The 12,769-nt window shown below is 39.5% G+C and carries 13 protein-coding genes and 1 riboswitch; of the genes, 9 read left to right on the forward strand and 4 right to left on the reverse strand.

From position 1 onward, the window contains the following. Positions 1-5 precede the first annotated feature (5 nt). The 6 genes from H5200_RS11430 to H5200_RS11455 all read left to right on the forward strand — a co-directional run bounded on the left by H5200_RS11430 (position 6) and on the right by H5200_RS11455 (position 6,155). On the forward strand, positions 6-926 hold the full coding sequence (locus H5200_RS11430; protein ID WP_145235120.1) for an ornithine carbamoyltransferase: 921 nt from the start codon (positions 6-8) through the stop codon (positions 924-926). A gap of 10 nt (positions 927-936) precedes the next feature. Beyond that, entirely contained in the window at positions 937-2,139 is a 1,203-nt protein-coding gene (locus tag H5200_RS11435; RefSeq protein ID WP_145235122.1) for an argininosuccinate synthase, read from the forward strand. Between the two features lie 57 nt (positions 2,140-2,196). Next, positions 2,197-4,062: an argininosuccinate lyase gene (gene argH, locus H5200_RS11440; RefSeq protein ID WP_182761517.1), complete on the forward strand. Its 1,866-nt coding sequence runs from the start codon at positions 2,197-2,199 to the stop codon at positions 4,060-4,062. Between the two features lie 272 nt (positions 4,063-4,334). Next, on the forward strand, positions 4,335-4,544 hold the full coding sequence (locus H5200_RS11445) for a hypothetical protein (RefSeq protein WP_182761518.1): 210 nt from the start codon (positions 4,335-4,337) through the stop codon (positions 4,542-4,544). A gap of 7 nt (positions 4,545-4,551) precedes the next feature. Continuing rightward, positions 4,552-5,085 carry a hypothetical protein gene (locus H5200_RS11450; protein ID WP_182761519.1) on the forward strand — a complete coding sequence of 178 codons (534 nt, stop codon included), beginning with the start codon at positions 4,552-4,554 and terminating at the stop codon, positions 5,083-5,085. A 521-nt stretch (positions 5,086-5,606) separates the two neighbouring features. Next, positions 5,607-6,155, forward strand: coding sequence for a hypothetical protein (locus tag H5200_RS11455; RefSeq protein ID WP_182761520.1), 549 nt, complete (start codon positions 5,607-5,609; stop codon positions 6,153-6,155). Here the strand turns inward: H5200_RS11455 and H5200_RS11460 are convergent. Together H5200_RS11460 and coaD are read right to left on the reverse strand one after the other, a co-directional pair. After that, complete coding sequence (locus tag H5200_RS11460) at positions 6,152-7,546, reverse strand: capsule assembly Wzi family protein (protein ID WP_182761521.1); 1,395 nt, start codon at positions 7,544-7,546, stop codon at positions 6,152-6,154. The genes H5200_RS11455 and H5200_RS11460 overlap by 4 nt on opposite strands. Further along, the gene (coaD, locus tag H5200_RS11465) at positions 7,543-8,025 is read right to left on the reverse strand and encodes a pantetheine-phosphate adenylyltransferase (protein WP_145235133.1); all 483 of its coding nucleotides are present in this window, start codon (positions 8,023-8,025) and stop codon (positions 7,543-7,545) included. The genes H5200_RS11460 and coaD overlap by 4 nt, the downstream gene beginning before the upstream one ends. Positions 8,026-8,275: 250 nt before the next feature. Here coaD and H5200_RS11470 point away from each other — a divergent pair, with 250 nt between their 5' ends. Both H5200_RS11470 and thiI read left to right on the forward strand, forming a co-directional pair. Then, positions 8,276-8,926: a TetR/AcrR family transcriptional regulator gene (locus H5200_RS11470; protein ID WP_149981376.1), complete on the forward strand. Its 651-nt coding sequence runs from the start codon at positions 8,276-8,278 to the stop codon at positions 8,924-8,926. Between the two features lie 104 nt (positions 8,927-9,030). Then, complete coding sequence (thiI, locus tag H5200_RS11475; protein WP_182718375.1) at positions 9,031-10,488, forward strand: tRNA uracil 4-sulfurtransferase ThiI; 1,458 nt, start codon at positions 9,031-9,033, stop codon at positions 10,486-10,488. Positions 10,489-10,517: 29 nt separating this feature from the next. On the opposite strand, the gene H5200_RS11480 is transcribed toward thiI, so the two are convergent. Further along, positions 10,518-11,420, reverse strand: coding sequence for a ketopantoate reductase family protein (locus tag H5200_RS11480; protein WP_182761522.1), 903 nt, complete (start codon positions 11,418-11,420; stop codon positions 10,518-10,520). Then, entirely contained in the window at positions 11,413-11,766 is a 354-nt protein-coding gene (locus H5200_RS11485) for a VanZ family protein (protein WP_149981373.1), read from the reverse strand. Before H5200_RS11485 ends, H5200_RS11480 begins: the two co-directional genes overlap by 8 nt. A gap of 161 nt (positions 11,767-11,927) precedes the next feature. Between H5200_RS11485 and H5200_RS11490 the strand changes: the two genes are divergently transcribed. After that, a complete protein-coding gene (locus H5200_RS11490) occupies positions 11,928-12,410 on the forward strand; it encodes a YajQ family cyclic di-GMP-binding protein (protein ID WP_145235145.1) in 483 nt (160 codons plus the stop codon). Between the two features lie 173 nt (positions 12,411-12,583). Beyond that, positions 12,584-12,762: riboswitch (cobalamin riboswitch) on the forward strand. The last annotated feature ends 7 nt before the right edge of the window (positions 12,763-12,769 follow it).

The following is a 12,769-nucleotide window of genomic DNA, read 5'->3' on the forward strand; positions in this document are numbered from 1 at the left end:
TTTATATGTTTAATCATTTTTTATCGGGTCTAGAGTTAGACCAACAAGGCGCACTTAAATTACTTAACTTAGCGCAAAAAATTAAAGCTAACCCAGCTGATTTTAGTCAAGCACTGGCTGGCAAATCGGTGGTTACTTTATTTGAAAAACCAAGCTTACGTACGCGTTTATCATTTGATATAGGTATTAATAAGTTAGGTGGACATGCGGTGTATCTTGATTCACAAAATGGCGCCATGGGCGCACGTGAATCAGTAAAAGACTTTGCATTGAACATTGCCAGTTGGGCTGACGGTATTGTGGCGCGGGTATATCAGCATAAAACATTAACCACACTTGCTGAATTTTCAAGCGTACCTGTGGTCAACAGTTTGTGCGATTTATATCATCCATGCCAAGCACTTGCTGACTTTCTAACACTGCAAGAAGTATATGGCGATGTAAGCCAGCTAAAATTAGCTTATTTAGGTGAAGGCAACAACGTAACGCATTCACTGATGTTACTTGCGGCTACTTTAGGCACCGATTTTGTTGCCGTATGCCCTAAAGGCAGTTCACCAGACTCGCAAATTTTAAAGCAGGCTGAGCAAATTGCCGCAATGAATGGTGCATCAGTGATGGTGAGTGATCGTGTTGAAGCGGCTGTAGGCGCTAACGCAGTGTATGCCGATACATGGGTATCAATGGGCGATGATACGCCACTTGAACAAGTAAAAGAAAAGTACATGCCGTATCAATTAAATGCGGCGTTGCTTAAACAGACTGGGGCTGACACTGTACTGCATTGCCAGCCAGCACACCGTGAATTTGAAATTACTTCTGAGGTAATGGATGGTCCGGCGTCAAAAATTATACAACAAGCAGAAAACCGTATGCATGCGCAAAACGCATTGCTTGTTTCATTATTAAATCCAAATTTTGTGTAAGGTATCACCAATGAGTTCTATTAAAAAAGTTGTATTAGCCTATTCTGGTGGTTTAGATACGTCAGCCATCGTGCCATGGTTAAAAGAAAACTACGGTTGTGAAGTTATCGCGTTTGTGGCCGATGTAGGTCAAGGTGCTGAAGAACTTGAAGGCGTTGAAGCAAAAGCGATCGCATCTGGTGCTTCTGAATGTTATGTAGTTGACTTAAAAGACGAAATGGTAAGTGATTATATTTACCCAACGTTAAAAACCGGTTCAATTTACGAAGGTACTTATTTATTAGGTACGTCAATGGCACGTCCTATTATTGCTAAAGCGCAAGTTGAGATTGCTCGTAAAGTAGGCGCTGATGCACTTTCTCATGGTTGTACAGGTAAAGGTAATGACCAAGTGCGCTTTGAATCTTGTTTTGCGGCCCTTGCGCCTGATCTTCAAGTTATTGCGCCATGGCGTGAGTGGGACTTATCAAGCCGTGAGTCATTACTTGATTACTTGGCAGAGCGTAATATTCCATGTTCTGCATCGGCAACTAAAATCTACAGCCGTGATGCAAACGCATGGCATATTTCTCACGAAGGTGGCGAGCTTGAAGATCCGTGGTGTCAACCAAGTGAGCAAGTGTGGACTTGGACTAGCTCACCAGAGCAAGCACCCAATGAGCCTGAATTTGTTACCTTAAACGTGGTTGAAGGTGAAGTTGTTGCTGTCAATGGCGAGCAGCTTAAACCGTATGACTGTCTAGTTAAACTTAATGATATTGCATCCCCGCATGGTGTTGGTCGTGTTGATATCGTTGAAAACCGTTTAGTGGGCATGAAATCCCGTGGCTGTTATGAAACCCCTGGTGGCACAGTGATCATGGCGGCATTACAAGCGATTGATGAGTTAGTACTTGATAAAGCAAGCCGCAAATGGAAAGAAGTACTGGGCGGCGAGTTTTCACATTTAGTCTATGACGGTCGTTGGTTTACACCACTTAAAGATTCAATCTTAGCGGGCGCAGAAGCGTTATCAACAGTTGCTACTGGCGAAGTTATTCTTAAGCTTTATAAAGGCCAGGTAACAGCGGTTCAGAAAAAATCACCTAATAGCTTATACAGCGAAGATTTTGCAACGTTTGGTGCAGATGATGTTTACGACCAATCGCATGCTGAAGGCTTTATTCGTTTATTCTCGCTTTCAAGCAGAATTTCAGCACTAGCGAAGAAGTAATTTTACTACAGCCCCGTAACAATAAGGCGGGGCAGTTTCAGGGTTTGGAGAGATTTCATGGCATTATGGGGCGGACGTTTTTCTACGGGTCCAGATGAGGCGTTTAAACAATTTAACGACTCACTTCCCTTCGATTATCAACTCGCAGAGCAAGATATAGTTGGCTCTGTAGCGTGGGCAGGTGCCCTTAAGCAGGTTGATGTATTAAGTAGTGACGAACACAAAAAGTTAGTCGCTGCATTATATGAATTACTCGACGAAGTAAAAGCTGATCCACAAGCAGTGGCAACGTCAGGAGCTGAAGATATTCACTCACATGTTGAAGCTGCATTGATCGAAAAAGTGGGGGACTTAGCTAAAAAATTACACACCGGACGTAGTCGTAACGATCAGGTCGCTACTGACTTTCGCTTATGGTGTCGTGATACCGCCGCTCACATACTTACGGCGCTTGGTCAGTTAAAAGGTGAGTTTATCGCTTTAGCTGAACGTGAGCTGGGCACTATCTTACCTGGTTATACCCATTTACAACGTGCTCAGCCATTGTTGTTTAGTCATTGGTGTATGGCTTACGTGGAAATGATCGAACGTGATGAAAGCCGTTTAGCAGATGCTAAAGCGCGAATGAATTTTTGCCCTTTGGGCAGTGGGGCACTTGCCGGTACTGCGTACCCAATTGATCGGCAAGCACTTGCCGTGGGGTTAGGTTTTACCGCTGCGACTAAAAATAGTTTAGACGCCGTATCAGATCGTGACTTTGTGGTTGAGCTATTAAGCTGTGCATCAATCTCTATGATCCATTTATCGCGTATGTCAGAAGATTTGATCTTTTATAATTCGGGTGAAGCGGGTTTCATTGAGTTAGCAGATAATGTCACCTCTGGTTCATCATTGATGCCACAAAAGAAGAATCCCGATGCGCTAGAGCTTATTCGCGGCAAAACAGGGCGTGTATTTGGTGCCTTTAGTGCCATGATGATGACGTTAAAAGCACTGCCACTTGCTTATAATAAAGATATGCAAGAAGATAAAGAAGGCTTATTTGATGCCATGCCAACGTGGCTAGCTTGTATTCATATGGCGCAAGCGTGTATCAAAGGTATAAAAGTAAATGGCGAGCGAACGCTAGCTGCTGCGAAAGGCGGGCACTCCAACGCTACAGAGCTTGCTGACTATTTAGTCGCCAAAGGGATCCCTTTTAGGGAAGGTCATCATATTGTTGGTATGTTGGTACAAATGGCTATCGCACAAGGGAATAACTTAGAAGATTTAAGTTTAGAACAATTCCAATCTGTGCATAGTATTTTTGCACAGGACGTATATGCTGTACTAGAGATAGACGCATGTATAAAAGCGCGCCAAGCACTTGGTGGTACATCTTTAGAGCAAGTTACAGTTGCAGTTAAAGATGCCAAAAAAAAACAGCAAATAACAGTTCGTGACGCTAATCTTGACGATGTAGAGTCAATTGCTAAATTGATCCAGCACTGGGCTACGGTAGGTGAAAATTTACCACGTGCTAAAAGCGACATGGTACATTCAATCAATGAGTTTGCGGTTACCGAAGTTGCTGGAGAAGTCGCGGGCTGCGCATCACTGTATATTTATGATACTGGTCTTGCTGAAATTCGTTCTTTAGGGATAGATCCTGAAACCGGTATTACTGGGCAAGGTCGTCAGTTAGTTGAACATTTATTAGTTAAAGCCAAAAAATTGGCACTCAATCGCATCATTGTTTTGACGCGAGTACCTGATTTCTTTGAAAAACAAGGTTTCACATTCTGTACTAAAGACAGCTTACCGGAAAAGGTGATGAAAGATTGTGAACTGTGTTTGCGCAGAGACAATTGTGACGAAGTCGCGATGGAATTTATTTTGAAGCAAAGTCGGAACGCGGAGATCCCGTGTAAAAATGTAGCTTAAAATCCCTGGATATAAAAAACGTACGGTTATCCCTGTGCGTTTTTTTATGCCTTATCATATCTGGTATGACCTGTTGTGTGGGATGCGCTGTAGCAAATAAAAGATCAAAAAAGATCGTTTTTAAAATGTTGGATCAGTAATTGCTTATTACTAGATGTAAGATGGCTCAGCGTGAGTTCATCTTTAAAAGCGCCAAGCAGTTATCAGAGCGTTAAAAACAGTGGCTTATTTAATAAGTCATTTATTCAACATTTATTGAAAGGATTAATCTTATGCAAGTTACAGCTAACAGCCAATTACAAATGCAAGCATACAATAATATGCAACAATCAAAGCCAGCTCTTGAACAAAGCGCTAGTAATAAAACCCTACAATCTGATACAGTGTCTATATCTAATGAGGCTTTGTTAGCATCAAAAGGCGAAGCTGAAATTCAACGTGGTGGTGGAGTGATTTTTCCTCGAGATAAAAAACCTCAATAGGAGCGAAATGTTTTTAACTGAACAATTTGGTTTTTTCTCCCTTTCAGCATTGAGTGCTTGGGGTTTTTTAATGGCATTTTTTTTTAATATCTTCATATATTCAATTGATGTTAAAAGAAAAACTACGCTATTAATAAGTTCATTTATAATGATGGTCTCCTATATGACTGGAGATCATTTCTTTACGTGGTTATCTTTTACTACTGTGACATATATTCATTGGGCCATATATGATTTAGTGACCTTACTCTGTTTAGGTATAAGCTACCACCTAATAAAAAAAACAACAGTGTCATTTACTTATCTAGTCTGTGGTTTATCAATAAATATTCTACTATTTGTTGCTGTGTATTTAGACCTTCATGTGTATGAAAATTCAACTTATTGGATCCTTTGGGATGTATATTCTTTTGGTGTGAACATTGTTGATTTTACAATGATAGTAGCCTTAATTGTCGATCGTGACATTTTAGGATTGATTAAGCTTAAAAATGGAATTAAAGCGTTATTTAAAGGACAACAAGTAAAGCATACTGCTTAGCTGTTATGTTTATTAACGATACTATCGGCCCTTATATCGGTGTGTTTATCGAGTGGGGTTTTTTAATGGCCTTCTTATTTAACCTTGTTGCTAGACTTAATAACCCTGACAAAGCTATCGTTCAGCTATCTTTTATGATGGCCTTTTCTTATATAATTAGTGATTTTTATCGTTTATCCTATTCAAACTATCTAAATTGGCTTATCTATGACCTACTCACCATCGCTGTAATATTTGTATGGTTTCGATATTTTAAAAGACAGCGGTTCACCGCGCTATATTACATTTTGCTTGGTTTGATACTTAATTCTTTCTTAATGCTTATAATTCATTATGATATTTACATCCTGCACAATAATGAGCCATGGTGGCTGTGGATGGTTTATTCCTACGGCGTAAATATTGTTGATTTATCGATGATATTTGTACTGGTGACTGAAAAAGATTTTTTATTCCTGCGAATCGTTCTTAGCAAAGTTAATAAGCCGTATTTACATGACTGTCATAAAATAGAGTAAGCTATGGATCTATTAGAGCAATACTTTAATGTTTATTTAGCTTCACTGATCATGTGGGGCTTTTTAATGGCTTTTTTATATAATTTAGTAAAGAAATCTTCGAAGCCAAATAATGATGCCACTATAATGTGGCTGTCATTTATTATATTTTTTTCTTACTTGATTGCTGATCCTTTACTTAATAGCTCAATAGGTGTTGAGATAACTTCTAACTTTATAGGATATTTAGTTTGGGCTTTCTTGGATTTTATTACATTAGCTATAATTCTATTTTTTACTAGCAGGAAATCGATACGAAGCTATCCAGCTAAGCTTTATATAGTAGTTGGTTTTAGTGTTAACATGCTGTTGTTTATTGCTATGTATGTAGACATAGCACTTTTTGCGCATTATGAACCGTGGTGGTTTTGGTATTTTTACTCTGCCACGGTTAACGTGATGGATGTGATGATGATTATTGCACTGCTGTGCAATAAGGATTTTCTTGGCTTGGTACGTGGTTATAATCGATTGCGAGGCTTACTAAAACCAGAAGCCTCGCCAAAAGCTTAAAATCGATATTCCCAACTGGTTTTTAATGCGCTATTACTTTCAGACTCGTTAGCAAATTCGTCTTTATACACAGAACCACTGATCTTCCATAAACCACTAAAAATAGCCTGCTGATAACCAAGCTCTAATTGTAAGCGTTCAAACGTTTCGGCGACTTGGGTCAAGTCGGTGATGTCAGTTTTAAACCAACGTAACTTCGCATAGCCGCCATAACCGTTCATAGTATGATAATGCGCACCTAATACTGCTGATTTACTTTGCTGTGGTGTTGCAGAGCCAATTAACCGATCTTTATGATTATAGGCTTGGGCATAATTAATAAATGCTTCATTAGCATCGTCACAACTAAGTTGGGCTGTACAATCTTGTTGTGTATTTGAATATTCAAAATAGGTTTTTAGTAATTGCTCTTGGCCGCCAAAAAAGCTCTCAACGCCAATTGTATAAAAAGCATCACTTGGCGCTAAGCCACTGTCATTTTTTCCCATTATCTCGGTGTAAAATGCAATCGGTTGCTCTGCTATAGTAGTTGAGTATTTGGCATCTAAGCTTGTTAAGCGTTGCTTATTTGTTATTACTTCCAGCGTATTAGGATTTACTTCTGTATTGGTTAAATAGTCAGAGCCCGCTGAGCTAAATGCAACCTCAAGTCCTGGTAGTGGTGTGCTGGCAAAGCGCATAGCCCAGTAGTCGCCTTTTTCACCATTACTTAAATGTGGTTTTTGTTTTGCGTAAATACCAGTCAACTGCCAGTTACCAATGAATGATAGCCAGCTTGGGCCGACATATTGGGTGTTAGCACGGTTAATTCTTAGCCCTTTCATTGGTGCGGCATTATTCGACAGTAGTAATGCATTGTCGTTACCTGGCCCCCACCAATGGCTTACTTGTTCGGCGCTAACAGACCAATTGCCCATTAATACTGCTAAGTAGCTGCCATGATAGTTTATGTGTTCATCATCAAGTGCCTGATCAGCGTAATTAACACTTACTTTGGCGCTAACACGGTCGCCAGTGATAGAGCCATAGCTATTAATGCCACTTTTTTGTTGATCGCGTTTGCCAAAGCTTTGTTGCAAAGCCGGCTCACTATTGTAGTTAAGCCTCACACCAGAGCTACTGCCTTGTTTAGCGTTCTCTAAGGCATGTTTTACGTGTTGATAAGCAAATCGACTTTGTGTTGATAAACTGCTGCTTTCAATTGTATTTAAATCTCTGGCAATGCCTTGCCACATCAAGGGATAACTATTGATCGGTTGTTTAATCACGCCTTGGTTAAAGAGCATCTCAATTGAGGCTCGTAATAAAGGGTCGTCACTTTCAATCCAAGGTGATGCAAACGCGGGTGTGGCAATCACAACAAGGGTGCTTAAATAGATATTTAACTTCATCCGTGTAACTTTTCCTGTAATGCTTTTACTACAATAGGGTGTACAAACTCACTGACATCGCCTTTATGACGCGCGACTTCTTTAACTAGGGTTGAAGAGATAAATGAGTTCTTTTCAGCTGGGGTTAAAAAAACACTCTCTAAATCAGGATTTAAACGACGATTCATATTGGCAAGCTGAAACTCATAATCAAAGTCAGACACCGCACGAATACCGCGGATCAGTACATTCGCACTATGATCGCGTGCTAAATCAGCTAGTAATCCAGAAAAGCCAATAACACTGACGTTATCTAAATGAGTGAGTAAACTATTGGCAATTGCTACCCGCTCATCCAGGCTAAAGCAGGGTTTTTTACTAGGATTGTGAGCAACTGCAACAATTACAGTATCAAACATTTTAGCTGCCCGCTGGATCAGATCTGTGTGTCCATTTGTTAATGGATCAAAGGTGCCAGGATAAATTGCGGTGACTTTCATAAATATCATCTTAGTGTTATTTTGAGGGTTATATTAACAGTCTTTGTTGTCCAGATCAGCCTGCAAATTGCGACTGCATATTTTCATTTGTAAATGAGTTTATTTCAATAAGAAACAATAACTACGAATTATGGATTAGAAATTTTCAAGGTGGTATTTTATTGGATTATATTTGTATATACTGCGCGGCTAATAATACTGAGTGAATTATGGGCATTTACTCTAATAAAAATAATCAGAGTAGCAGGATATGAGTACCAAGGATAAAATAATTACAACCAGCATAATGCTATTTAACCAACATGGCGAGCGTGCGGTCACAACCAACCATATCGCTTCACATATGGGCATCAGTCCCGGTAATCTTTATTATCACTTTAAAAATAAAGAAGACATTATTCGCCATATTTTTGCATTATATAGTAAGCATTTACACACTCAATTTGTGCCAATGGAAAAGCAGGATGAAGCACTAACACACTTAACTGGGTATCTTGATGCTTTGTTTGAGTTGATGTGGCGTTTTCATTTTTTCTATGACAATTTGGGTGACATTTTATCTCGCGACGAAGTACTGAAAAAAGATTATATTGAGTTTCAAGAGGCTTTGTTAAGTCAAGTGCGCGAAATTGTGATTGGCCTGCGTGAAGGTGGGATGATCGCAATTGATGATGAAGATACCGTTGAACTTGCTCATATGCTAAAAATCACCGTCAGTTTTTGGACTCCTTACATTAAAGCCAGACGGTTAAGCGGTGAGTTAATGCAGCAAGATATTTATAATGGTATTTTAAAAGTGTTAGCGCTTTTTAAAGCATTTGGTACCGAGCAAAGTATCCCAAAAATTAACTTGTTACGCGAAAAATACAGTAAATTAGCGGCACAAGCAGAGCCTGTTTAATTAAACGCAGCGGTTGTTTATTTCCTAGACGTTAGATTTTTTGTTATAATCGCGCGCCCAACACGTGGGTGCGTGAATCCTAAATATTGTCTAACGAGTAAACTATGCTTAAATTTATCGTCAAACTCCATCCTGAAATAGCCATTAAAAGCCGCTCTGTGCGTAAACGCTTTACTAAGTTGTTAGAAAACAACATTAAAATTGTGTTACGCAAGCTTGACGAAAAAGTACAAGTACAAAATAACTGGGACAATATATCCGTCGTAACTAAATCAGATGACGCACAAATGCGCCTTGATTTTATCGATGGCTTACAACGGATCCCTGGTATTGTGCAGTTTATTGAAGTGACCGAAACTAACTACGAAAACCTGCACGATATTTACGAAAAAGCGTTAGATATGGTTGGCCACACCGTCGTGGGCAAAACATTCTGTGTACGTTGTAAGCGCCAAGGTAAGCATGATTTCACCTCTACCGATGTAGAGCGTTATGTGGGTGGTGGTTTAAATCAGCACGTCGATGGTGCCAGCGTAAGACTGAAAAATCCTGAAGTAACTATTCGTCTTGAAATTAAAGATGATAAAGCTTACGTCGTAACGCACACCCATCATGGTATGGCCGGTTTCCCATTACCAACGCAAGAAGATGTCTTGTCGTTAATGTCAGGTGGATTTGACTCGGGCGTTGCTAGTTATCAAATGATCCGTAAAGGCGCTCGTACCCACTTTTTGTTCTTTAATCTAGGTGGTGCGGCCCACGAAATCGGCGTTAAACAAGCCAGCTATTATATTTGGAAGCAGTTTAGCTCAACCCATAAAGTTAAATTTATCAGTGTTGACTTTGACCCCGTTGTTGCCGAAATTTTAGAAAATGTTGAAAACAGTCAAATGGGTGTAGTCCTCAAACGTATGATGATGCGTGCAGGCAGCCAAATAGCTGAAAAAATGGGGATTCAAGCGCTCGTTACCGGTGAGAGTCTAGGCCAAGTTTCAAGTCAAACATTAGCCAACTTAAGTGTGATTGACCGTGTTACCGAAACGCTTATATTACGCCCGCTGATCCAACACGACAAACAAGAAATTATAAACATCGCTCGTAAAATTGGCACCGCAGAAATGGCCGAAACTATGCCGGAATACTGTGGTGTGATTTCTAAAAAGCCTACAGTTAAAGCTAAAATTGCCGTAGTAGAAGCTGAAGAGCAAAAGTTTGATTTTGATGTGCTCAATACTGTTATTGAAAACGCACGTATTATGGATATTCGTGACATTGACGTTGAAGCTAAACAAGAGCTAAAAGAGGCCGAGTCAGTTTCTGATTTACCAGCTGATGCAGTTGTTGTTGATATTCGCTCGCCGGAAGAAGAAGATGCAGCACCGCTTGAAATTGATGGGATAGAAGTTGTGCATTTGCCATTTTTCCGCTTAGCGACCAAATTTGCAGACCTACCGCAAGACAAAGACTACTACTTATATTGCACTAAAGGTGTAATGAGTCAGCTACAGGCGCTTATTTTACATGAAAATGGCTTTGCCAATGTTAAAGTTTATCGCCCGTAAGGTTGATAGTTATTAATAACAAGCGCGAGTTAAATCGCGCTTTTTTTATGTCTGATAGCATCGAGTAAAGATTGATTGTGAGGGGTATTAATACCGAGTTGATTACCTTTTTGGCAAATATAACCGCACATCGCGTCAATTTCTGTGATGCGATTATGGGCGATATCTTGATGCATTGATGAGTAATTGTTTTTGGTATCACTCATCACTTGATAGGCGTTCGCTAATGCTTCAGCAAGTCGCACATTAATACCTAGTTTATTTGCTACGGTACACGCTTCGTTTAAGATATTTAAAATTATGCCACTAAACTGCGGTGCAGTCAGTGCGCCATTTTTCACATTGTGCAGCGCACTGAGTGGATTAATGGCTATATTAACGAGTAATTTTTCAAAGCGTAATTGTTGTATATTATTTGTGGTTGTTAATTCAGGAATAGCGTTTAGTAGATTTTTAACTTCAGCGAGTTGTGTTTTTGCTTGCTGGTTACAATCACCTAAAATGCTGCTCCCGATACCAGTATGCAACACACTAAAAGGTGTATCTTTGTAGCCCGCTAAACGTGTTGTTAAAAAATATAGTCCTTGTTGTTTTGTAAGTTCGCTATTTATTTCATCTACATTACCCATGCCATTGTGAGATAAAATCAATTGGCATTGAGCGCTTAAAAAAGGCTTTAGTTGCCTAAATGCGGTGGCAACTTGATATGCTTTAACAGTAAAAATAATAACATCGACTTGGCCGTGCTCGGATAATTGAGTCAGGTTTGTCAGTTGGCAATTAATTGTTTGTTTTGGCGCGTTTGCTTGTTGATAAAAACGAGGTTCGTCAATAGCATGCTTGGTAAGTAGGGTGACCCTGTGCTGTTGACTCAAATAATGGCTATAGAGCAGCCCAATGGCACCATCGCCAACGACGAATATATTAGCCATTTTGATTCTTTTTAAAACGAGAATAAATACCGAACAACAAAAAGAAACTAGCAGCCCCAGAAAAGTCAGCAACAACATCAGCAACAGAGGCGCTACGATAAGGGATTGTGCTTTGCATTAGCTCAATAGCAATGCCATAAAATGCTAATAACACGAGGTGAACGAATACAGGTAGCTTGAATGCTCTGACCATGACGGCTGCCAGAACAAAGAAAATAGTAAAATGTACTAACTTATCTAGGTGAGGCAGTGACGATACCCCAACGCCCCTAAAATCGCGGGCAAACAAAAAGGTAAATACCAGAATACTGATTAAAAATAGGGTTTGATAAACACGCCGAGTCACGAAAAATCCTAAATCGTTTAAAAATAGAGCCGTAGTATATCAAACAAATTTCGTATCGCAGCTGAACAAAGCATAGAAAAGTGTAAAGATTTATAAAATTTATATAGTATAATTATCGACAATATAAATTTGAATTAAAAATATCTTGCTAGGAGAGACTTATGCCTTCATTTGACATTGTTTCGGAAGTCGAAATGAACGAAGCAAAAAATGCTGTTGATAATGCCAACCGTGAGCTAGAAACTCGCTTTGATTTTAGAGGCGTTGATGCGTCAATAGAGCTTAATGATAAAACCATTAAACTAAAAGCAGAAGCTGATTCACAGGTTATGCAGTTGTTTGATATTTTAGCGAGCAAAATATCAAAACGCGGTATGGACGTATCAAGTTTAGAGCTGCAAGATATTTCACGTGCGGGAAAAAATGTTTACCGTAATGTTGCGCTAAAGCAAGGTATCGAAAAAGATATGGCTAAAAAAGTAGTTAAAGCCATTAAAGACTCTAAAGTGAAAGTACAAGCCGCGATCCAAGGCGAAGAAGTACGTGTAACGGGCAAAAAACGTGATGACCTACAAGAAGCCATGCAAGTAGTACGCAGTGCTGATTTAGGGCAACCATTTCAGTTTAAAAACTTTAGAGATTAGAAAGCTAGGAGCTAGGTTTCTAGGTGCTAGAAAAAGCCAAATTGCAGCAATGTAGTTTGGCTTTTTTAGTTTAGAACTTATGATTATTCCTAGAACCTAGAGTATTTAGATGTATAGCCGTCCATTGACTTTTGTGCTTAAAATAATCACAATAGCGGCCTATTTTCAAGGTGCTTGTGGTTACTTTCCAAGGTTGTTGATTAAGTACGGCAAGATAATCGGGAAGTTGGTGGCGTTTATAGGATATAAACGAAGTCCAACACTGCCCCCGCAACGGTGATACATACTTTTAGCTAAATTTATTAGCGAGTTATGTTAAGTCCGGAGACCGGCCTTGAAGCCAATTTACTATCACTTGT

Source organism: Pseudoalteromonas sp. SG43-7 (assembly GCF_014164295.1).
Lineage (GTDB): Bacteria > Pseudomonadota > Gammaproteobacteria > Enterobacterales > Alteromonadaceae > Pseudoalteromonas > Pseudoalteromonas rhizosphaerae.

Excerpts from the sequence above, each read along its gene's own strand:
- H5200_RS11445 (WP_182761518.1), top strand. The coding sequence starts at position 4,335 with ATGCAAGTTACAGCTAACAGCCAATTACAAATGCAAGCATACAATAAT.
- thiI (WP_182718375.1), top strand. The coding sequence starts at position 9,031 with ATGCTTAAATTTATCGTCAAACTCCATCCTGAAATAGCCATTAAAAGC.
- H5200_RS11470 (WP_149981376.1), top strand. The coding sequence starts at position 8,276 with ATGAGTACCAAGGATAAAATAATTACAACCAGCATAATGCTATTTAAC.
- coaD (WP_145235133.1), bottom strand. The coding sequence starts at position 8,025 with ATGAAAGTCACCGCAATTTATCCTGGCACCTTTGATCCATTAACAAAT.
- H5200_RS11490 (WP_145235145.1), top strand. The coding sequence starts at position 11,928 with ATGCCTTCATTTGACATTGTTTCGGAAGTCGAAATGAACGAAGCAAAA.
- H5200_RS11460 (WP_182761521.1), bottom strand. The coding sequence starts at position 7,546 with ATGAAGTTAAATATCTATTTAAGCACCCTTGTTGTGATTGCCACACCC.
- H5200_RS11455 (WP_182761520.1), top strand. The coding sequence starts at position 5,607 with ATGGATCTATTAGAGCAATACTTTAATGTTTATTTAGCTTCACTGATC.
- H5200_RS11430 (WP_145235120.1), top strand. The coding sequence starts at position 6 with ATGTTTAATCATTTTTTATCGGGTCTAGAGTTAGACCAACAAGGCGCA.
- argH (WP_182761517.1), top strand. The coding sequence starts at position 2,197 with ATGGCATTATGGGGCGGACGTTTTTCTACGGGTCCAGATGAGGCGTTT.
- H5200_RS11480 (WP_182761522.1), bottom strand. The coding sequence starts at position 11,420 with ATGGCTAATATATTCGTCGTTGGCGATGGTGCCATTGGGCTGCTCTAT.
- H5200_RS11435 (WP_145235122.1), top strand. The coding sequence starts at position 937 with ATGAGTTCTATTAAAAAAGTTGTATTAGCCTATTCTGGTGGTTTAGAT.
- H5200_RS11450 (WP_182761519.1), top strand. The coding sequence starts at position 4,552 with ATGTTTTTAACTGAACAATTTGGTTTTTTCTCCCTTTCAGCATTGAGT.